Source organism: Cystobacter fuscus DSM 2262, assembly GCF_000335475.2.
GTDB classification, from domain to species: domain Bacteria; phylum Myxococcota; class Myxococcia; order Myxococcales; family Myxococcaceae; genus Cystobacter; species Cystobacter fuscus.
The window spans coordinates 117,137-137,385 of record NZ_ANAH02000021.1; the positions used below are offsets into that span (position 1 = coordinate 117,137).

The 20,249-nt window shown below is 70.3% G+C and carries 15 protein-coding genes; 11 read left to right on the forward strand and 4 right to left on the reverse strand.

Translation table 11 applies throughout. The features are described from left to right. The first annotated feature begins 17 nt into the window (after nt 1-17). The 4 genes from D187_RS30730 (at nt 18) to D187_RS30745 (ending at nt 3,843) form a co-directional block, all read left to right on the forward strand. On the forward strand, nt 18-236 hold the full coding sequence (locus D187_RS30730; protein ID WP_002643377.1) for a hypothetical protein: 219 nt from the start codon (nt 18-20) through the stop codon (nt 234-236). Between the two features lie 109 nt (nt 237-345). Then, on the forward strand, nt 346-1,200 hold the full coding sequence (locus D187_RS30735; RefSeq protein ID WP_002643378.1) for a nucleotidyltransferase: 855 nt from the start codon (nt 346-348) through the stop codon (nt 1,198-1,200). Nucleotides 1,201-1,468: 268 nt separating this feature from the next. Beyond that, nucleotides 1,469-3,367 (forward strand): RICIN domain-containing protein, encoded by a 1,899-nt coding sequence (locus D187_RS30740; RefSeq protein WP_002643379.1) that lies wholly within the window; start codon nt 1,469-1,471, stop codon nt 3,365-3,367. Between the two features lie 89 nt (nt 3,368-3,456). After that, nucleotides 3,457-3,843 (forward strand): YkgJ family cysteine cluster protein, encoded by a 387-nt coding sequence (locus tag D187_RS30745; RefSeq protein ID WP_002643380.1) that lies wholly within the window; start codon nt 3,457-3,459, stop codon nt 3,841-3,843. A 13-nt stretch (nt 3,844-3,856) separates the two neighbouring features. Here D187_RS30745 and D187_RS30750 read toward each other — a convergent pair whose 3' ends face one another. Next, nucleotides 3,857-4,942, reverse strand: coding sequence for a sigma-70 family RNA polymerase sigma factor (locus D187_RS30750; protein WP_020918393.1), 1,086 nt, complete (start codon nt 4,940-4,942; stop codon nt 3,857-3,859). A 69-nt stretch (nt 4,943-5,011) separates the two neighbouring features. Between D187_RS30750 and D187_RS30755 the strand changes: the two genes are divergently transcribed. Continuing rightward, nucleotides 5,012-7,426: a DEAD/DEAH box helicase gene (locus tag D187_RS30755; RefSeq protein WP_020918394.1), complete on the forward strand. Its 2,415-nt coding sequence runs from the start codon at nt 5,012-5,014 to the stop codon at nt 7,424-7,426. 22 nt (nt 7,427-7,448) lie between these two features. Here D187_RS30755 and D187_RS30760 read toward each other — a convergent pair whose 3' ends face one another. Further along, entirely contained in the window at nt 7,449-7,934 is a 486-nt protein-coding gene (locus D187_RS30760; RefSeq protein ID WP_043432225.1) for a helix-turn-helix domain-containing protein, read from the reverse strand. 64 nt (nt 7,935-7,998) lie between these two features. On the opposite strand from D187_RS30760, the gene D187_RS30765 reads away from it, so the two are divergent. The 3 genes from D187_RS30765 (at nt 7,999) to D187_RS30775 (ending at nt 12,079) form a co-directional block, all read left to right on the forward strand. Beyond that, nucleotides 7,999-9,228, forward strand: a complete 1,230-nt coding sequence (locus D187_RS30765) for a Glu/Leu/Phe/Val family dehydrogenase (RefSeq protein ID WP_002629950.1) — start codon at nt 7,999-8,001, stop codon at nt 9,226-9,228. Between the two features lie 70 nt (nt 9,229-9,298). Further along, nucleotides 9,299-10,513, forward strand: a complete 1,215-nt coding sequence (locus D187_RS30770; RefSeq protein WP_002629949.1) for a threonine ammonia-lyase — start codon at nt 9,299-9,301, stop codon at nt 10,511-10,513. 3 nt (nt 10,514-10,516) lie between these two features. Beyond that, nucleotides 10,517-12,079 (forward strand): hypothetical protein, encoded by a 1,563-nt coding sequence (locus D187_RS30775; RefSeq protein ID WP_002629948.1) that lies wholly within the window; start codon nt 10,517-10,519, stop codon nt 12,077-12,079. Between the two features lie 34 nt (nt 12,080-12,113). Here the strand turns inward: D187_RS30775 and D187_RS30780 are convergent, their stop codons facing one another. Next, nucleotides 12,114-12,617, reverse strand: a complete 504-nt coding sequence (locus D187_RS30780; protein ID WP_002629947.1) for a gamma-glutamylcyclotransferase — start codon at nt 12,615-12,617, stop codon at nt 12,114-12,116. On the opposite strand from D187_RS30780, the gene D187_RS56455 reads away from it, so the two are divergent. Further along, complete coding sequence (locus D187_RS56455; RefSeq protein ID WP_002629946.1) at nt 12,616-12,753, forward strand: hypothetical protein; 138 nt, start codon at nt 12,616-12,618, stop codon at nt 12,751-12,753. The two genes, D187_RS30780 and D187_RS56455, sit on opposite strands and share 2 nt — an antisense overlap. A gap of 170 nt (nt 12,754-12,923) precedes the next feature. Next, nucleotides 12,924-15,020 carry a membrane dipeptidase gene (locus tag D187_RS30785; RefSeq protein ID WP_020918395.1) on the forward strand — a complete coding sequence of 699 codons (2,097 nt, stop codon included), beginning with the start codon at nt 12,924-12,926 and terminating at the stop codon, nt 15,018-15,020. A gap of 21 nt (nt 15,021-15,041) precedes the next feature. Here the strand turns inward: D187_RS30785 and D187_RS30790 are convergent, their stop codons facing one another. Further along, a complete protein-coding gene (locus D187_RS30790) occupies nt 15,042-16,766 on the reverse strand; it encodes a sigma 54-interacting transcriptional regulator (RefSeq protein WP_002629944.1) in 1,725 nt (574 codons plus the stop codon). Nucleotides 16,767-16,836: 70 nt separating this feature from the next. Here D187_RS30790 and D187_RS30795 point away from each other — a divergent pair, with 70 nt between their 5' ends. Then, on the forward strand, nt 16,837-20,211 hold the full coding sequence (locus tag D187_RS30795; protein WP_002629943.1) for a serine/threonine-protein kinase: 3,375 nt from the start codon (nt 16,837-16,839) through the stop codon (nt 20,209-20,211). Nucleotides 20,212-20,249: the final 38 nt, after the last annotated feature.

A 20,249-nucleotide genomic window follows, 5' to 3' on the forward strand; every position in this document is an offset into this window, starting at 1 on the left:
CCGAAAGGGGACGGGACATGAAGGGTCGTCAGCGCGTGTGCAAGAAGCACATCCGGCAGGCCGGGTGGAGCATCGCGAACGAGGGGCCGCGGGAGCAGAAGTACCACCTCGAGTTGCATGGGCCCCGCGGGGAGCAGATGAAGGTCGACGCCGCCTCCAAGGCCCTGGCCTATCGCCATGCCGAGCGGCAGGTGATTGGCGCGGAGCCTGGCGCGGCCCTCTGGGCCAAGGCCTGAGAGCGGCTGCTCGCCAGGGGAGCAACCCGCCAGACGGGGCGTTCTCCGTCCCTCTGCGCTCGGTTGCTCCCGGACCTACCTTTGCCGATAGGACAACCGAGGGCGTGCCATGAGCGACATCGACACCCAGAGGGCTGGGCAGGACACTACGCAAGCACAGGACGAGCAGTCGAAGCGGCCCAGCAAGGCGCCTCCGCCGATGCAGGCGGACCAACGCACGCCCATCGAGCGGGGCGCGCACCTGCTGGCCCTGAGCACGCTCAAGAACGCGGAGATTCCCTTCGTGGTCGCGGGCGCCTACGCGCTGCATGTCTATACGGGCATCTATCGCAGCACCAAGGACCTGGACATCTTCCTCAAGCGCGAGCACGTGCAGCGCGCCATGGAAGCCCTGTCGAGCATGTCCTTCCAGACGAAGATGCACGACCCCGTGTGGATCGCCAAGGCGTACGCCAACGACGAGTACTTCGCCGACCTCATCTTCAGCTCGGGCAACGGGGTGGCGGTGGTGGATGACCTGTGGATCGACCGGGCCCAGTCCGGCATCGTCCACGGCCTGCCCATCCTCGTGGCGCCCCCCGAGGACATCATCTGGTCCAAGGCCTTCGTCTGCGAGCGCGAGCGCTTCGATGGCACGGACATCAACCACCTCATCCTCGCGCGCGGCAAGCAGATGGACTGGAAGCACCTGATGATGCGCTTCGAGCCGCATTGGGAAGTGCTCCTGGCCCACGTCACATTCTACCGCTTCAGCTACCCGGGCCAGCGCGACCACGTGCCGCAATGGGTCTGGGAGGAATTGCTCGACCGGGCGCGCCGCCAGGAGAACGAGCCGGACAAGAAGAAGCTCTGCCGGGGCATGCTCATCGCCCAGGGCCAGTACCGCGTGGACGTCGAGCACTGGAACTACACCGATGCCCGCATGGAAGAGGTGCCCACGTTCCGCGACTACAAGAAGCCCTGAGCGCGCACCTCGGCCCTCGCACCTCCGACAGGCACACCCCTCCCGGGTGTGCCTGTCGTGCTTTCCGCAATCGTTCCAATCGCCACGAACTTCACTCCCCCGCGAGAACTCCAGCCGTGAAGGAACTCTCGGCTCGAGACAACACGGAGGACGCGGGTCATTTTTTCGGGTTAATTCGAGACAAGCATTTTAAACTCGTTTTCCTGTTCCTGCCTTGGCTGGGAATGAGGTAGAAAGACTTCATTCAATCCAGACACAGGGGACAGACATGCCTTCGATTGGCGTGGCACGAGGTATTTCCATTGTTTCGCGCATGAATCGCTGGGGCCGGACGGGCCTGGCCCTGAGCCTGGGCATGGCCCTGGGGTGCTCGGGCGCGGACGAGGCGCGGACGTACGAGGGCGAGCTGCGGATGTTCGCGGTGGACCACGCGGACGGCACCCACCGCATGGGGTACGGCCTGCGGACCGCGGATGGCCAGAACTTCGAGCTGTCCTTCGACGCGGAGCCGTCCGCGCGGCCGGGGGATCGCGTCATCGTCCGGGGCCAGCCCGCCCTGGAGGAGCGCGTCAGCAGTGAGCATCCGGGACAGGTCGGCGAGAAACTCGAGGTGCGGTCCATCGACGTGATCGAGTCCGAGACCGAGGGCCTCTCGACGTCGCGGGACGCCATCGTGGGCGGCACCCCGAGGACCATCCGGGTCGCCATCCTCCCCCTGGTCTTCCCCGGCAGCACGGCGGCCATCACCACCACCACGGCCCGGCAGCGCCTGGACACGGTCACCGCGTACTACAAGGAGATCTCCTACGGCATCTGGAACGTCCAGGGAGACGCCCTGGCGCCCCTGAACATGGCGAGGCCCGCCAACTGCAACCTGGACACCATCAGCAACGCGGCGCGCGCGGCCGCGCAGAGCCAGGGCATCAACCTGAGCGCCTATGCCCACGTGGGCTTCGTGATTCCCAACAACTCGGGCCTCGCCAACTGTGCCTGTGGGCTCGCGTGGGTGGGCCGGCCTCCGGCGGCGGGCAACTCGTTCGGGGATGGCAGCCTGTACACGTGCACGGACCCCAATGCCTTCGCGCACGAATTCGGCCATGGCTTTGGCCTGGGCCACGCGTCCACGGCGCGCTGCGGCACCGGCGCCGCGTACCGCCGCTCCCCCTACGCCAACTGCAGCCCCGATGAGTACGGCAACCGCTTCAACACCATGGGCGGCGGGCTGGGGCACATGAACGCCTTCCAGAAGTCCACCATGCTGTGGCTGGACAAGTGCAACAACGTCCGCGTCACGCGCGACGCCACGTATGACCTGGTGCCCATCCAGAGCGCCTCCAACGGCATCCAGTCCCTGCAGATCCCCACCGGCGACACGGTGGACAACCAGCCGCTCCACTTCTGGGTGGAGTACCGCAATCCCGCGCTCGCCTCCTACAACGCGGGGCCGGATGGGGCCCCCGAGGTCAACCCGGGCGTGCACGTCGACATCGCCCAGGACTTCCGCTCGAGCAACGGCAACCGCAACCCGCTCCTGCTGGACCTGGCGCCCAACTACCCCAACACCCACCGCGATCCCCGCCTCACCGCGGGCCGCACCTTCAGCGACCCTGATGGCCGCGTGAGCATCACCGTCGTCTCGCAGAGCAGCGACAAGGCCACCGTGCGCGTCACCTTCCCCGGCGGCGGCTCGGGGACGAACACGTGCAGCGACGGCACGCTCCCCGGCGGCGGCACCCCGCCCGGTCCCCAGGACGGCTCCATCGTGCGCTTCGTCGCCAAGCACAGCGGCAAGTGCCTGGACGTGAACAACTCGGGCACCACCAATGGCACCCCCATCCAGCAGTACACCTGCAACAACAGCAACGCCCAGGCCTTCCGCCTGAAGGCGATCAACGGGGGCTTCAGCCTCGTGAACGTCAACAGCGGCAAGTGCGTCGACGTGCCCAACTCCAGCACCGCGGATGGCGCCCTCTTGCAGCTCTATGAGTGCAACAGCTCGGGCGCCCAGGTGTTCAAGCTGAACGACGTCGGCGGCGGCGCCTACTCCATCGTCAACGCCAACAGCGGCAAGTGCGTCGATGTCGTTGACGTCTCGCTCGACGACTGGGCCCGCGTCCACCAGTGGACCTACGTGGGCGGCGCCAACCAGCAGTGGACGATCCAGTAGTCCCCCTCCCGCTCGGACGGTAAGGGGCTCGCCCGCCAGTCCATGGACTCCGGGCGAGCCCGCCGCCGCCGTGTTACCAGGGGCGCACCATGTCCCTGTCCACGCTCTGCCTGCACTGCGGTCTGTGCTGCGACGGCACGCTCTTCACCCACGTGCCGCTCCAGCGCGCCGAGGCCGCCCCGCTCCGGGCGCTCGGCCTGCCGGTGAAGGAGCGCGAGGACGGCACCCAGGTACTGCCCCAGCGCTGCGCGGCCCTGGACGGACGCCACTGCACCGCCTACGCCGCGCGCCCCGAGGGCTGCCGCCGCTACCACTGCCAGCTCTTCTCCGCGCTCGCCGAGGGCGAGGTGTCCCTGCCCGAGGCCCTCGCCGTGGTGGACGGGGCCCACGCCCTGCTCGCCGCCCAGGGCGCCGGGCGGGGCCCCGAGGTGGAGGCCTACCTCGACCGGCACTTCCGGGGCCGGCACCGCCGGTAGGCCGGCACGCGCCCTAGCTCTTGGGCACCGCCACCAGGTCGAAGTCCGGGATGTGCTCGCGCATGTACTCGCGCATCCGGTTGATGAGCGCGGCCTCGATCTGCCGGGCCCGCTCGCGGCTCACCCCGTACTTGTCGCCGATGTCCTGGAGCGTGAGCGGCTCGTCCGAGATGAGCCGGTGCTCGAAGATGTAGCGCTCCTTGCCCTCGAGCGACTTGGAGAACGCCTGGAGCTTCTCGCGGAACAGGGCGCGCAGCTCCTCGTTGCCCAGCCGCTCCTCCGCCCCTTGCGAGGACGACGGCAGCATCCGGTCCCCCCGGGTCGCCGTCGAGTCGTCTCCGCCCACGGGCGCGTCCAGCGACACCTCGTCGTGCCCCAGCCGCTGGTCCATCTCCACCACGTCCTGCTCGGTGACGTTGAGGCGGTCCGCCAGCATCTTCGGCGTCACCTCGAAGCCCTGCGCCACCAGCTTCTCCTGCTCCTGGCGCAGCTTGAAGAAGAGCTTTCGCTGGGCCTCCGTCGTCCCCAGCTTCACCATCTTCCAGTTGTCCATGATGTAACGGAGGATGTACGCGCGGATCCACCACGCCGCGTACGAGCTGAGCTTCACACCCCGTTCGGGATCGTACTTCTTGACCGCCTGCATCAACCCGATGTTGCCCTCCTGCACCAGGTCCAGCAGGGACAGGGGGTTGCGGTGGTACTCGTGCGCCAGCTTCACCACCAGGCGCAGGTTGGACGCCACCAGCCGGTACGCCGCCTGCACGTCCCCCGTGTCCCGGAAGCGCCGGGCGAGCGACACCTCCTCCTCCCGGGTGAGCAGCGCGTGGCGGTGCACCTCGTTCATGTAGGACTGGAGGGGGTCCGCCCGGGTCACCGCCGACTCGCCCGCCCTCACCAGGGCGCGCGCCGGAGGCACGGGGACCGCCTCGACCTCGGCCTCCACCTCCTCCAGCTCCTCGAGGACGGGCTCGAGGGACTCCGGATCGACCGATTCCGGCTCCACCGACTCGGATTCCTGGGGCGCGGAGGCCTCGGCGGGCCGTTTGGCCCGGCTCCGAGAACCCGCCGCCGCCGTTTTCTTCCGCCCATTCGCCATGGAGGGTTTCTTAAGCAAAGTGCTCCGATTGTTGCCACAGCGTAATGCAGGGGTTATGCCCCCTGCTTGATGAGTGACATCGATACCCCGGAGCAGCCGGGAAACACTGCCGAAGCCTCGTCCCGCCCCGCCGAGTACGTGGCGGACGTCAGCTTCGATGACCTGAACCTTTCCGAGCCCCTGCGGCGCGGCATCGCCGAGCGCGGCTACACCCACCCCACGCCCGTCCAGGCCAAGGCCTTCCGGCCCGTCATGGACGGCAGGGATCTCATCGTGCGCAGCAAGACCGGCACGGGCAAGACGGCCGCCTTCGGCATGCCCCTGATCGAGAAGCTGTCGGCGGAGGACAAGCGCGTGCGCGCCCTCATCCTCTGCCCCACGCGCGAGCTGGCGCTCCAGGTGTCCGAGGAGCTCACCACCCTGGGCAAGTACAAGGGCGTGCGCGTGGCGGCCATCTATGGCGGCGCCTCCATGAAGCAGCAGGAGGACGCGCTCGAGGAGGGCACGCAGATCATCGTCGGCACGCCGGGCCGGGTGTTCGACCACATCAACCGCGGCAACCTCAAGCTCGACGGCTGCACCCACGCGGTGCTCGACGAGGCCGACGAGATGCTCAACCAGGGCTTCTACGAGGAGGTCACCCGCATCCTCGACCGGCTTCCCAAGGACCGGCAGGTGCTGCTCTTCAGCGCCACCGTCCCCACGGACATCCAGAACCTCATCGCGCGCTACACCACCAACGCGGAGACGCTGCTGCTCTCCGGCGACGTGTTCACCGTCGAGCACATCCACCACGTGCGCTACGACGTGTCGGACGCGTTCCCCAAGCCGCGCAACCTCATCTACGTGCTGGAGGCCGAGGAGCCCAGCAACGCCATCATCTTCTGCAACACCCGGGATGACACGGCGCTGGTGACCGCGGTGCTCAACCGCAACGGCTTCGACGCGGACCTGCTCAACGGAGACCTGCCGCAGAAGGAGCGCGAGCGGGTGATGGGCAAGGTGAAGCGGGGCGAGGTGGCCTTCATGGTGGCCACGGACATCGCCGCGCGCGGCATCGACATCTCCGGCCTCGAGTACGTCATCAACTACTCGCTGCCCGAGGACCCGGCCGTCTACCTGCACCGCGTGGGCCGCACCGGCCGCATCGGCAACAAGGGCACCGCCATCAACCTCTTCTCCGGCCGCGAGCTGGCCACGTACACCACGCTGGAGAAGAAGTTCGGCATCAAGTTCGAGAAGAAGGAGATGCCCGCGCCCGAGGAGGCCATGCGCCTGTGGGCCGAGCGCCACGTGCGGGAGATCCGCGAGGCCGCCTCCGGCGCCATCTTCGAGGGCTTCCTGCCCCTGGCCGCCCAGCTCAAGGGCCGCGCGGACGCGGATGACCTCATCTCCTTCCTGCTCAAGTACTTCTTCAGCCGCCTGCGCATGGAGAAGGCCCAGGCCGGTGAGCAGGCCGGCGAGGCCCCGGCCGCCCGGCCGCCCGAGCCCCGCCGCAAGGAGCGCGGTGAGCGCCCCGAGCGCGAGCGTCCTCCCCGCCGCGAGGAGCGCGAGCGGCCCCCGCGCCGGGACGAGCGCCGCGCGGAGCCCGCGGGTGAGTCGCGCCGGGAGGACCGGGGCGACAAGCGCCGCCGGGAGCGCCCCGAGCGGGGCCCCTCGCGCCTGGACGCCGCCGCGGGCGAGGTGAAGCTGTGGATCAACCTGGGCACCGAGGACGGCCTCGGGCCTGGCAGCATCGTCACCGCGCTGGAGGAGGCGGGTGCGCCGGCCAACAAGGTGCTGCGCGCCGACCTCAAGCCCGGCTTCGCCTACGTCTTCGTCGCCGAGGAGGACCTGGCGGCCTTCGAGGCGCTGAGCGGCAAGCCGTACAAGGAGAAGACGCTCAAGGTGGAGAAGAGCCGGCCGCGCGGCGAGCGCGATCCGAACCGGCCGCCGCCCTCCCCCGACGCGGGTCCCGGCGAGGCGAAGCTGCGCTTCAACCTGGGCACGGACGACGGTCTGGACGAGGTGAAGTTCATCGCCGCCCTGGAGGCCGCCGGTGCTCCCGCGGGCAAGGTGAACAAGGCGCTCCTGCGTGGCCACTACGGCTACGCCTACGTGCCCGAGTCCGAGGCACAGGCCTTCGAGGCGCTCGACGGCAAGTCCCACGGGGACAAGGCCATCAAGGTGGACAAGCACCGGCCCCGCGGCACCCGCGAGCGCCCGCCCCGCCCCGAGCGGAGCGAGCGCACCGAGACGCCCGAGGTGCCCGGCCAGGCGCGCCTCTGGGTGGGCCTGGGCCGCTCCGACGTCGCGGACGAGGCCGCCCTCACCACCGCCCTGGAGTCGCTCGGCGCCCCGGCGGGCAAGGTGCAGCGCGTGGAGCTCAAGCCCTCCTACGCCTACGTCTTCGTCGCCGACGAGGACGTGGCCGCCTTCGAGGCGCTCCAGGGCAAGCCCCACAACGACAAGCCGCTCAAGCTGGAGCGGGCCCGGCGCAAGTAGTCCCGCCTACCGGGAGCGCGCCTCAGGGCGGAGCCTTCGCCCGGGCCCGGCGCTCCCGGTGGTAGTGCGCACCGCACAGCTCCCGGGCCAGCACCGGCTTGCCGCAACCCGGCTCCCGGCACTCCGGGGGCGGCGCGGCGGGAGGCGGCGGCTCGGAGCGCCCGGTGAACAACACTTCGGCCACCGCCAGCAGCCGGTCCACCTCCGGGCGCGACAGTGCGTGCTTCCGGACGAAGTCCACCAACCGGTGTGCCCCCGCCTCCTCGTCTTCCTCGCGGAAGAGGTCGGCCAGGGGGACGCCCAGTGCCTCGGAGACCTGGACCAGGGTCTCATAGCTGGGGCTGCGCTCGCCGCGCTCCAGCAGGGACGCGAAGCTCGCCGAGATGCCGCACCGGGCGGCGAAGTCCTCCTGCTTGAGGCCCCGGCGCTCGCGCAGCGCGCGGATGCGGCGGGCCAGTCCCCGCAGGGCACCGCTCGTGTCCGTCACCAACGGGGAACTGGAGCGCATGACCAACCCATGGTAGCGCAAGACTTGCCGTTGCTGGTATCGCGCCCAAGGGAGCACTCCGGCCATGCAAGCCGTTGAAGGAATCCATCACTACTTCCGCAGGGCCGCGCGCATCATGGACGTGGGCGAACGCATCGAGACGCTGCTCGCCACCCCCCTGCGCGAGGTGAAGGTCCAGGTCTCCATCGAGCTGGACACGGGGGAGATCCGCACCTTCCACGGCTACCGCATCCAGCACGACAACAGCCGCGGTCCCATGAAGGGCGGCCTGCGCTACCACCCCAGCATCACCCAGGAGGAGTGCGCGACGCTCGCCTCCTTGATGACGTGGAAGACGGCCGTGGTGAACCTGCCCTACGGCGGCGCCAAGGGCGGCATCGCGGTGGACACCACCCAGCTGTCCATGAAGGAAGTGGAGCGCCTGACGCGCAAGTACGTGGACCAGGTGCAGGACCTCATCGGCCCCACCCGCGACATCGCCGCCCCCGACGTCAACACCAACCCCCAGGTGATGGCGTGGATCATGGACCAGTACTCGCGCTACCACGGGCACTCGCCCGCCGTCGTCACCGGCAAGCCGCCGGAGCTCTACGGCACCCGGGGCCGGGACTCGGCCGCCGGACGGGGCCTGCTCTACATCACCCGGGAAATCCTCCGGGACACGGGCCTGCCCATGAAGGGCACGCGCTTCGCCATCCAGGGCTTTGGCAACGTGGGCAGCCACACCGCGCAGCTGCTCTGGCAGGACGGGGGCGTGATCGTCGCCGTGTCCGACGTGTACGGCGGCGTGCACAATCCCCAGGGCCTGGACATCCCCGGCCTCTTCGAGCACGTCAAGCGCGCGGGCACCGTGACGGGCTTCGGCGGCGGCCAGGCGTGCTCCAACGAGGAGGTCATCGCCTCGGACTGTGACGTGCTCATCCCCGCCGCGCTCAGCCAGGCGCTCACGCGCGCCAACGCCCCCCACGTGCGCGCCCGGCTCGTCATCGAGGCCGCCAATGGCCCCACCGAGCCCGAGGCCGACGAAATCCTCGAGAAGCGCGGCGTGCTCGTGGTGCCGGACATCCTCGCCAACGCGGGCGGGGTGACGGTCAGCTACTACGAGTGGGTGCAGAACCTCCAGCACCTGTCCTGGGAAGAGGAGCGGGTGAACGCCGAGCTGGAGCGGACGATGAAGGAGGCGTACGACCGGGTCGCCCAGCTCGCGCGCACCCGCAAGGTGCCCCTGCGCACCGCGGCGTACATCCTGGCCATCGGCCGGGTGGGCAAGGCCACGGTGCTGCGCGGCATCTGACGGACGCATGGATGACCCCCCGTCCCTTTCGTCCGGGCCGCGCATCGGCTAAGGGGCGCGACAGACACCCATGGTCACGCTCCAGGATATCGAGGCCGCCCAGCAGCGCATCGGCGAAGCCATCCACCGCTCCCCCTGCCCGCGCTCCGAGCAGTTCAAGGACATCACCCAGTGCGCGGCGCTCTACTGCAAGATGGAGAACCTGCAGCGCACGGGTGCCTTCAAGGAGAGAGGCGCGCTCAACACCCTGCTCACCCTGACGCCCGAGGAGCGGGCGCGCGGTGTCATCGCCGCCTCGGCGGGCAACCATGCCCAGGGGCTCGCCTACCACGCCGGCCGCCAGGGCATCTCCAGCGTCATCGTGATGCCCGAGCGCACGCCCATCATCAAGGCCTCGCGCACGCGCGCCTACGGCGCCCAGGTGGTGTTGCATGGCAGCAACTTCGACGAGGCCTACGCCGAGGCCCTGCGGCTGCAGGAGCGCGACGGGCGCGTCTTCATCCACCCCTTCAATGATCCACGCGTCATCGCCGGCCAGGGCACCATCGGCCTGGAGCTGCTCGAACAGTGCCCCCACATGGACATGGTGGTGGTGCCCATTGGCGGCGGAGGGCTCATCTCCGGCGTGGCGTGCGCGCTCAAGGAGACCAACCCGCGCATCAAGATCATCGGCGTGCAGGCCTCGGCCATCGCGAGCATGAAGGCCTCGGTGGACGCGGGCCAGGTGACGGAGCTGCCCCCGGGCACCACCATCGCGGACGGCATCGCGGTGCGGCGCCCCGGCGACTACACCTTCGAGATGATCCGCCGCTACGTGGACGACATCGTCACGGTGGACGAAGAGGAGATCGCCAACGCCATCCTCCTGCTGCTCGAGCGCGAGAAGACGGTGACCGAGGGCGCGGGCGCGGCGGGACTCGCGGCGCTGCTCAACGGCAAGATTCCCTCGGCGCGAGGCCGCAAGGTGGTGCTGCTGCTGTCCGGGGGCAACATCGACGTCAACCTGGTCAGCCGCATCATCGAGCGCGGCCTGGTGAAGGACGGGCGCCTGGTGCGGCTGGTGGTGCGCATGCCGGACCGGCCGGGGATGCTCGCGCGGCTCACGACGGGAATCGCCCAGCAGGGCGCCAACGTGGTGGAGATCTACCACAACCGCGCCTTCTCCCGGACGGGCCTGGGCGAGGTGGCGGTGGAGGTGACGCTGGAGACACGCGGGCGCGGCCACATCGAGGAGTTGATGGCGAGCCTGGGACAGAACGGCTGGCAAGTCGCGGAAGAGACCTGAGCCATGACGACCGCCTCCCATGCCCCCCGCGGGCCCGGTGTCTGGGGCACGGCCGCCCTGCTCTGCCTGCTGCCCATCGTCACCTACGCCAGTGTCATCTTCCGCCGCTACGGGCTGCGCGATGACTACGCCATCCTCCGGGAAGCGGAGATGGAGCCCGGCAAGATCTTCCGGGTGTGCGCCTCGCAGGGGCGGCCCCTGTATGGCGCCTTGCTCGAGCTGTCCACGCGCCTCGCCGGCGACATCGATGGCCTGAGCGGGCTGCGGCTCTTGGGCGTCGTGGCGCTCGGGCTGCTCGCCGCCTCGGTGTTCCTGCTCCTGCTGGGCGAGGGGTGGCGTCCGGCGCCCGCGGCCCTGCTCGCCGCCTTCCTGCCCCTGGCACCCTCCGCGCAGGTGATCGCCAACTGGGGCATCTGCTGGCCCCAGGCGCCGGCCCTCCTGATGGGCATTGGCGCCTTCGCGCTCGCCCGGCGCGGCCTGCCCTGGCCGCCCCAACCCCTTCCCCGTTCCCATGCATGGCGGATCGCCGCGGTGGGGGCCATGGCCCTGGCGACGCTCACCTACCAGGCCAGTGGCCTGTTCTACGCCGTGCTGGTGGCGGCGGCCCTCGTGGCGCGGCGCGAGTCCTCCCTCCGGGACACCGCGCACTGGCTGGCGCGGCACCTGCTCGTCATGGGCCTGGGGCTGACCCTGGCGTTCGGCCTCACCAAGCTCGCCTTCGCGCTGGGATGGCTCAACCCCTCGGTCCGGATGGTGTTCGAGAAACACTGGCTGGACAAGTTCGCCTGGGCGCTCACCCATGTGCTGCCCAATGCCCTCGCCCTGTCCGTGCTCAACAGCAGCCCCGGCACCCCCTCCCCCGACGGCTATCGGCTCATGGTGGGCGTGACGCTGGTGCTCCTGGGCGCGGGGCTCGCCGTCGAGTTCCAGCGCGCGGGCCACAGGGGCGTGGGCCGCTGGCTGCTCGGCCTGGTGATGCTGTCCGCCATCACCTATTCGGTCAGCTTCCTCGCCGGAGAGCGCTGGCCCTCCTACCGCACCATCTACGCGCTCACCGGCGTGTGGAGCGTCTTCTTCGTCGCGTCGATCGTGAACCTCGGCGGCGTCTGGCCCTCGCGCGGTCCGCGCGTCGCGACGCTCCTGCTCGGGGGCCTGGTGGCGACCAGTGCGCTCCTCGCCCACCAGCAATCGCTCGAGCTGTTCGCGCTGCCGCAAGCCCGGGAGCTGGCGCTCATGGAGGAGGGCGCGCGCCAGGTGGTGCCCGAGACCCGGCGCCGGGTCTTCGTGCGCTACGCCAAACAGACCGACACCTCCGCCCCCCGCCGCTACCTGGACGAGTTCGGCTCCGTGTCGGTGGATGCCGAGTGGGTGGCCAAGGAGATGCTCCGGGAGCTGGTGCAGGAGCGCTTTCCCCAGGAACGGGATGTGAGCCGCCTCTACCGTTTCGCCGGCGGACAGGCCGCCACCGCGCCGAGCACCTACGACATCCTCGTCGACATGCGCCGGCTGCGGCCGGGCGCTGAACATCCGCGCGGGGTGTCTCTCCGCCAGCCTCCACCCCGATGACGGGGCCGAGAAACACATCCGTCGAGGCCGGCGGCTACAGCAAGCGCATCAGCTCCATCACGTGCGCGTCGTGCTCGCCGGCCTCGGCCAGGGCCTCCGCCAGGCGCAGCACGTAGTCGCGGTTCGAACCGCTGGGGCCGTGGGCGGAGCGCACCACCGCCGCGATCTCCTCCAGCGACGAGGGCCCCAGGTAGTGGGGATTGGACGGGCCGGCCACGTACACCAGGGCGTCCAGCAGCGAGGGCTCGCGCGTCTCCAGGATCACCCGGTGCCGCTCGTAGCCATTCTGCTCGCGGTAATCCAGGTGGGCCAGCACCTCCTCCACCCGCTCGGCGGCGATCCGGTACGCCATCCCCCAGCAGCGCGCGCCGGGCTCGGGCACCAGCGTCACCACCCGTCCGGGCGCCGCCGGCACCCCCCGGTGGTCCGTCGAGGACTGCCAGAAGCGCCGCACCCAGCCCTTCAGCCACGCGTGACGCCGCTCCTCGTACGCGAAGGAGGGACGGAAGATGAGTGAGCCATAGCCGAATATCCACATGGAGACGTTCCCGCGCGCCATCCTACGCGGCGACCCCGTGGCGGTCACCGGCTCCGTGCTCCCGGAGGGCGACGCGGGCCGCACGAACCGGCTGGAGGGGGAGCGGCGCATCATGCGCCCGAGGGCCCTACCGTGAGCTGGACCGGGAGACCTCGGCGACACGGAGGCGCTCCCGACGGACATTCATTCCCAGTCATCCTCCAGTCATTTTCCTATCACCCGTCAGTCATTTCCCAGTCATTCCCGGGTGGCTTCATTTCATGGGGGTGCATTGACATCCGGATTGAGAATGGTACCCAGTTAGTCATGGAATTCCCTCTTCGATCCAGAACACTGATCAGCCTGTCACTGGCACTCACGCTGGCGCAGGGTTGTGGCCCCGTGGAGCAGGAGCCCGAAATCGAGCCGGCCGCCACGGCCACGCGGGGGCTCGGCGTGAGCGGCTTCGCGGAGCTGCACCACCACATGTTCGCCGAGGAGGCGTTCGGAGGCGGGTGGTTCCATGGGGAGCACACGGGCGCCCTGACGCGCTGTGATGGCGGGTGGCCCGAGAGCGACCATGCCCGGGTGCGCATGGATTTGAGCAACCTGCTCAACCTGTGCCCCAATTCGAGCAGCGTGGACCTGAGCGGGGTGCCGGTGTTGTCGCAGCTCTTCGGCGTGGCGGGTGCGGTGGGCTCGGAGTTCATCGGGAAGATCGAGGGGACCGAGGGCGACACGGGCCTGCACGATGGCCGGCGCGACGTGGGCACCGAGTGGCCGCGCTGGGACACCATCGCCCACCAGCAGGCGTGGGAAGGCTGGCTGAAGCAGGCCCACGAGCGGGGCATGTCGCTGGTGACGGTGTCGCTGGTGAGCAATGGCTTTCTGTGCAGCGTGCTGCCGACGCAGAACCTGAAGCGTCCGTGTGACGAGATGGCGGACATCGACGTGCAATTGCAGATGGCCCGCGCCTTCGATGCGCGCACGGACTGGGCGGAGATCGCCCTGTCGCCCGCGCACGCCCGGCAGATCATCGCCTCGGGCAAGCTGGCCATGGTGCTCTCCATCGAGACGAGCAAGCTGTTTGGCACCAAGGACTGGCGCACGGAGCTGGATCGCGTCTACGCGCTGGGCGTGCGCTCCATCCAGCCGGTGCACCAGTTGGACAACCGCTTCGGTGGCGCGGCGCTGCACAACGCCATCTTCCAGGCGGCCCAGTTCATCGAGAACTGCCACATCGACACCGACTGTGGCGTGACGACGAACAGCTTCACGCTGGGCTTCGACGTGGCGCGGGACGCGGCGGGCAACTGCCGCAACACCAAGGGGCTCACGGACGAGGGCAAGGCGCTGGTGCAGGCGATGATGGCCAAGGGGATGCTCGTCGACATGGCGCACCTGTCGGAGAAGAGCGTGCAGGACACGTTCGCCGTCGCGCAGGCCAACACGTACTACCCCCTCTACATCTCGCACGGCCACTTCCGCGAGGTGATGAACCCGGACCTGGCGGACGACGAGAAGACGACCCCCGCCACCGTGGTGCGCTACCTGCGGCAGACGGGCGGCATGTTCGGTTTGCGCACGGCGCATGACGAGACGCGCACGTACACGAAGTCCGGTGTCGCCAATGACTGCCACGGCTCCAGCCGCTCGGTGGCGCAGGCCTATGAGTTCGGCCGCCAGGGCCTCAAGGTGCCCATGGCCTTCGGCGCGGACTTCAACGGCTTCATCCAGCAGACGCGGCCGCGCTTCGGGCCGCACGGCGCGTGCTCGGCCACCTTCGAGGCCGAGGCCGATGCGCAGGCCGCCCTCCAGCAGCAGTCCGGACCGGGGCGGCTGGGCACGGACTTCGACGAGTACGGCCTGGCCCACGTGGGCCTGCTGCCGGATCTCCTGACGGATATGGGGCGCGTGGGGGCGCACACGGAGGAGCTCGCCAACTCGGCGGAGACCTTCATCCGCATGTGGGAGCGGGCGAACGGACCGCGCACGGGGATGGCGGACGCGGCCAACGACATCGACACGAGCGGAGTCGCCCCCTATGAGGACAGGGCCGTGCGCGAGCAGCGCTACAAGAAGGTGGACGGGGCCTCGTGCAGCGGGGACGGCCAGTGCCAGTCCGGCTCCTGTGGCGGCTGCGCCGACCTGGTGGGCTGGTGCTTCACGCCCAACTCCAAGACCTACGGGGACACGTGCAAGTCGGACAAGGAGTGCTCGACGGGCCGGTGCGGCGCCGACTGCTATGTGAACCCCACGGGCACCTGCCTGTGTGACAGCGACTCGCACTGTGGCAGCGGCCAGTACTGTGGCTGGGGCCTGAACTCGGGCAAGTGCCAGAACAAGAAGAGCCGGGGCTCGGTGTGCTCCGCCGACCGCGAGTGCCAGTCGGGCACCTGCCGCATCACGTTCACCTGTAAGTGAGCCCCGGGCTCGCCTCGGCCGCTACTCCTCCGAGGCGAGCAGCTCCGCGAAGGGGGAGCCCTCCTCCCCCAGGGCCTTCAGCAGCGCGTCCACCTTCTCCACCTCGCGCCGCAGGGCCTTGTGGTGGTTGCGGTTGCGCAGCAGGCTCTCCCGTCCGAGCACCCGGAAGGCCTCGTCCCGGCCGAGCTGACGCACCGCGGTTCCCAGCACGAAGCCCCGGAAGGCATCCGCCAGGTCCAGGTCCAGCGAGCGCCGCTGGGCCTCCTGCACGAAGGCCAGGGCCGCCACCTTCAGCGCCTCTGGCAGCGGCCTCGTCCCGGGCGGACCCTCGTACGAGAGCGCCTGGGCCACGTGCTGCTCCTCCAGCACCACCTCGCCCGAGCCGCCGTGTCCCACCATCGCCAGCGTGTAGGCCCGCCGGACGATGTTGTCGAGCTGCCGCAGGTTGCCCGGCCAGGAGACGCCCGAGAGCAGCAGCTCCGCCCCGGGTGTCAGGCGCGCCGAGCCCGACGGCACGCGCTCGCGGTGCCGCCGGTCCACCATGTAGCGTGCCCAGAGGGGTATCTCGTCCCGGCGCTCGTCCAGCGACGGCATGCGGATGGGCAGCACGTTGACGCGGTAGTAGAGATCCTCCCGGAAGCGCCCCGCCCGCACCGCGCCCAACAGGTCCGCGTTGGTGCCGATGATGAAGCGCACGTCCGCGCGCTTCTCCCCCGTGGTCTCGCCCAAGGGCCGGTAGCCGCGCTCTTCCAGCAGGTGCAGCAGCCCCGCCTGCGCCTTGAGCGACAGCTTGTCGATCTCGTCGATGAACAGCGTGCCCCCCTCCGCCCGCGCCACGCTGCCCACGGCGTCCCGCGTCGCTCCCGTGAAGGCCCCCTTCCTCCAACCGAAGAGCTCGGCCATCTGTAGCTCCTCGGGCACCGTCACCAGATCCAACACCTCGAAGGGGCCCGCGCGGCGAGGGGAACGCTCGTGGCACCAGCGCGCCAGCCGCGACTTGCCCGCGCCCGTGGCGCCGCTGACCAGCAGCGTCTCCTCCTGCTGCGCGAAGACCCGCAGGATGGGCAGCAGCCCCGCCATCGAGGCCCCCACCACCGGAAGGAACTCGTCCACCTCCGTGGCGTCCACCGGACGCGCCGGCAGCGCCAGCAGGTAGGGGGCCACCACATCCGTGATGAGCCGCAACTCCTCGTCCCGCTCCCGCCAGACGAACTCCCGCCCCACCGCCGCCGGACAGTCCGCCTCCAGGGAGATCATCCCCTCCACCTCTCCGCCCGGGGCACGCAGCGGCAGCACGCAGACGTGCGAGGCCTGCCGGCCCAGGAAGCGCTGGCGGCTCTCATGGCTGCTGAAGGCTCCGCCCTCGGCGAGCGCCGCGTCCCCCTCCACCTGCGCGCCCTCGGCATGTGGCTCGAGCGAGCCGAGGTTGACGTCGATGGACACGGCACGGCGGTAGCGCACCACCGAGCGCCAGGCGGTGGCCGACGTCAGCAGCGCCGCGCCCTCCTCGGGGACGGCCAGCCGTGCCTGCTCGGCTCCGTGCTCCAGCGACACCAGGCGGCGGTAGGCATCGCCAGGCCGCAGGTGCACCACGCCCCTCAGGAGCCGGGCCCGGCCCGCGTAGCGGCTGGACGTCACCGCCTCCTGCGCCACGTCCATCGTCCGCCGCAAGGCGAGCGCCGCGGCCTCCTCGAAGTGCTTCGCCTCCCTCAGCGCCGTCACCAGTCCGGACAAGCTCTCGTGCATGCCGACACTCCCCGCGAGCCTCCGAGTGTATAGCGTACACATGCACCGCGTGGGCTTATGCTGCCCTCCCATGATGGAGCAGGTGCAGCACCCGCCCGCGGCCCAGGCGCTTCCCGAGAGCATCGGCCCCTACCGCGTCCGCGACGTGCTCGGGCAGGGAGGCATGGGCGTGGTGTACCGGGGCGAGCACCGGGACACCGGTGAGGCCGTGGCCCTCAAGACGGTGCGCGTGGCCTCGGGCGCCATGCTGGCCAGCATCCGGCGGGAGATCCACGCCCTGCGCAGGCTGCGCCACCCGGGCGTGGTGCGCATCGTCGCCGAGGGTGTGGGGGACGGGCTGCCCTGGTATGCCATGGAGCTGCTCGTGGGCCAGACGCTGCGCGGCTTCATCGACGCGCGGCCCCCGCTCGAGGCCACGCTCCACCTGCTGCGCCGGCTATGCGCGCCCCTGGCCTTCCTGCATGGCAATGGGCTCGTCCACCGGGACTTGAAGCCGGAGAACGTCTTCATCCGGCAGGACGGCGCGCCAGTGCTGGTGGACTTCGGCATCGCGGCGCAGTCCGGCGGCGCGCGCGAGGTGCTGCAGGTGGGTGGCGGCGTCGTGGGCAGCGAGGCGTACATGGCCCCCGAGCAGATCCGCGGGGACTTCGTGGACGCCCGGACGGACCTCTACGCGCTCGGGTGCATCCTCTACGAGGCCGTGACGGGACAACCGCCCTTCGTCGCGAGCCGGAGCGCGGGCGGCGTGCTCCATCAGCACCTGCGCCGCCAGCCCCTCGCGCCCTCCCGCGTGGTGGAGGGAGTGCCTCCGGAGCTGGACGTCCTGGTGTCGCGGTTGCTGGCGAAGCGGCCCCAGGACAGGCTGGGCTACGCCGAGGACGTGGCGGCGGCGCTCACCGCGCTCGGGGCCGGAGCCACCGAGCCCGACGTCCCCCGGCCCGTGCCCTACCTCTACCGGCCAGACTTCTCCGGACGCGGGGAGGTGCTGGGACGGCTCACTCGGGCGCTGGAGGAGGCCTCCCGGGGACACGGGGGGCGCGTCTTCATCGGAGGAGAGAGCGGCGTGGGCAAGACGCGCCTGGCCATGGAGCTGGCCACGGAGGCCACGTACCGCCGGCTCGCGGTGGTGACGGGTGAGTGCGTCCCGCTGAGCGCGAGCGGGGAGTCGCACGTGCGCGCCGCCCCACTCCACCCCTTCCGTCCGCTGCTGCTCGCGGTGGCGGACCGGTGCCGCGAGCATGGCGCCGCGGAGACGGAACGCCTGCTGGGCCCCCATGGCCAGGTGCTCACCGCGTACGAACCCACCCTGGCGCGGCTGCCCGGGCAGGACGCGCGAGCCGAGCCCCCTCCCCTTCCACCCCCCCAGGCGCGCGCCCGCGTCCTCACGAGCCTGCGCGACACCCTGCTCGCCCTCGCCCGGGCGCAACCGCTCCTGCTCGTCCTGGATGATCTCCAATGGGCCGATGAGCTGTCGTTGAGCTTCCTCGAGGCGCTGACGCCGGAGCACCTCCAGGGGCACGGCGTGCTCCTCGTGGGCACCTACCGGCTGGACGAGGCGGACGGCGCGTTGAGGCGGCTCGTCCAGGCCCCCGGCGGGATTGGACTCGAGTTGGAGCGTCTGGAGGCCACCAGCATCCGGGACATGGTGCGTGGGATGCTCGCCCTGCGCGAGGCTCCCGAGGCCTTCCTCGACACGCTCGTCACCCACGCCAGCGGCAACCCCTTCTTCATCGCCGAGTACCTGCGCGTGGCCATCGCGGAAGGGCTGCTGTCGCGCTCCGCCACCGGCGAGTGGCGGCTGGAAGTGCCCGGAACACGGGCCCGGGAGATGGTGCTTCCCCTGCCCCGCTCCATCGCCGAACTCATCGAACGGCGGCTGGCGGAACTCACGCGGGATGGTCACTCGCTGGTGCGGCTCGCCGCGGTGCTGGGCCGCGAGTTCGAGGGCGAGCTGCTGTCGGACGCCGCCGCCCTCGGGGACGAGGCGACGCTGGAGGCGCTCGAGGAGCTGCGCCGGCGCCAGGTGTTGGAGGAGGCCGGCGGGGGGCGGCTGCGCTTCGTCCACGACAAGCTGCGCGAGGTGGCCTACGGGAAGATGGCGGACGAGCGGCGCCGGGCCCTGCACCACCGCGCCGCCGAGGCCGTGGAGCACCGCCACGCCACCGAGTTGCCGCGCCACGCGGCCACGCTCGCCCACCACTGGTCCCAGGCGGGCGTCCACGGCAGGGCCCACCACTTCTTCGTGCTCGCCGGAGACCAGGCCCGTGCCGCCTACGCCAACCACGAGGCCATCACCTTCTATGAAGCGGCGCTCCGCGAGGCCGCGTTCCCACGGGACGCGGGTGCATCCGGCCAGCAAGCGGAGCCCCTCGCGCTGGAGCGAGTCCACGAGAGCCTCGGAGACGTGCTCACCCTCACCGGACGACAGGCCGAGGCCCGCGAGGCCTATGCCCAGGCGCTGGCACGGCTCGCGCGACACGAGCGCGTGCGGCGAGCAAGCATCCACCGCCGCGTGGGCAAATCCTGGGAAACCCATCACCAGCACGAGCAGGCCCTGAGTGCCTACGCGGCGGGAGAGGCGGCGTTGGAAGTGGGTCTGGGCGAGTTCCCCGAGGACGTGTGGCAGGAATGGTTCCAGATCCAGAACGAGCGCATCACCACGTACTACTGGCAGGCGAGGGTGCGGGAGATGACGGAGCTGGTGGAGCGGGTGCGCCCCATCGTCGAGCAGCGCGGCGCTCCCGCGCAGCGGGCGCGCTTCTTCCAATCACTCGTCCAGATGCGCTGCCGCACCGAGCGCTACCGCGTGTCCGACGTGACGGTGACGTACGCCCGCGCCTTCGTCCAGGCCAGCCAGGAGTCGGGGGTCCCCAGCGAGCACACCCTGGCGCGCTTCGTGATGGCCACGACGCTGCTCTTCCATGACGAGCTGGCCACATCCGAGGCGCTGATGCGTGACGTGCTGGCGGAGGCCGAGCGCGTGGGCGACGTGACGTTGCAGTCGCGCTGTCTGACGTTCCTCACCATCCTCCAACGCAGGCAGGGCCGGGTGGAGGAGACGCGGCGCCAGGCCTCGCGCGGCCTCGAGGTCGCCACGGCGGCGAACATGGCGGACTACATCGGCGCGGCCCACGCCAACCTGGGCTGGGTGGCCTGGCGCGAGGGCCACTCCGAGGAGGCCGGGCACCGCGCACGGACCGCGCTGGAGTGCTGGCGGCCACTCTCCCTCGTCTATCCCTTTCAATGGATGGCACACTGGCCCTTGATGGCGCTCGCGCTGGAACAAAACCAGACAACCGAGGCCCTCGTCCACGCGCGGGCCCTGCTCGACCCCTCCCAACAGCGGATGCCCGACGAACTCACCGGCCCGCTCGAGTACGTCCCCGACTGGGAGCTCCAACTGGCCCCGGTCTTCGAGGTGGCACGCCAACGCGGCTATCTCTAGCGCCACCGCCTCTCACATACTCTCCCGCGCTCCTCTCG

What these genes read in the sequence shown, in the direction of transcription:
- D187_RS56455 (WP_002629946.1), top strand. Translation starts at nt 12,616, where the DNA reads ATGGAGACGTTCCCGCGCGCCATCCTACGCGGCGACCCCGTGGCGGTC.
- D187_RS30745 (WP_002643380.1), top strand. Translation starts at nt 3,457, where the DNA reads ATGTCCCTGTCCACGCTCTGCCTGCACTGCGGTCTGTGCTGCGACGGC.
- D187_RS30740 (WP_002643379.1), top strand. Translation starts at nt 1,469, where the DNA reads ATGCCTTCGATTGGCGTGGCACGAGGTATTTCCATTGTTTCGCGCATG.
- D187_RS30755 (WP_020918394.1), top strand. Translation starts at nt 5,012, where the DNA reads ATGAGTGACATCGATACCCCGGAGCAGCCGGGAAACACTGCCGAAGCC.
- D187_RS30765 (WP_002629950.1), top strand. Translation starts at nt 7,999, where the DNA reads ATGCAAGCCGTTGAAGGAATCCATCACTACTTCCGCAGGGCCGCGCGC.
- D187_RS30760 (WP_043432225.1), bottom strand. Translation starts at nt 7,934, where the DNA reads ATGCGCTCCAGTTCCCCGTTGGTGACGGACACGAGCGGTGCCCTGCGG.
- D187_RS30795 (WP_002629943.1), top strand. Translation starts at nt 16,837, where the DNA reads ATGATGGAGCAGGTGCAGCACCCGCCCGCGGCCCAGGCGCTTCCCGAG.
- D187_RS30775 (WP_002629948.1), top strand. Translation starts at nt 10,517, where the DNA reads ATGACGACCGCCTCCCATGCCCCCCGCGGGCCCGGTGTCTGGGGCACG.
- D187_RS30790 (WP_002629944.1), bottom strand. Translation starts at nt 16,766, where the DNA reads ATGCACGAGAGCTTGTCCGGACTGGTGACGGCGCTGAGGGAGGCGAAG.
- D187_RS30770 (WP_002629949.1), top strand. Translation starts at nt 9,299, where the DNA reads ATGGTCACGCTCCAGGATATCGAGGCCGCCCAGCAGCGCATCGGCGAA.
- D187_RS30785 (WP_020918395.1), top strand. Translation starts at nt 12,924, where the DNA reads ATGGAATTCCCTCTTCGATCCAGAACACTGATCAGCCTGTCACTGGCA.
- D187_RS30750 (WP_020918393.1), bottom strand. Translation starts at nt 4,942, where the DNA reads ATGGCGAATGGGCGGAAGAAAACGGCGGCGGCGGGTTCTCGGAGCCGG.
- D187_RS30735 (WP_002643378.1), top strand. Translation starts at nt 346, where the DNA reads ATGAGCGACATCGACACCCAGAGGGCTGGGCAGGACACTACGCAAGCA.
- D187_RS30780 (WP_002629947.1), bottom strand. Translation starts at nt 12,617, where the DNA reads ATGTGGATATTCGGCTATGGCTCACTCATCTTCCGTCCCTCCTTCGCG.
- D187_RS30730 (WP_002643377.1), top strand. Translation starts at nt 18, where the DNA reads ATGAAGGGTCGTCAGCGCGTGTGCAAGAAGCACATCCGGCAGGCCGGG.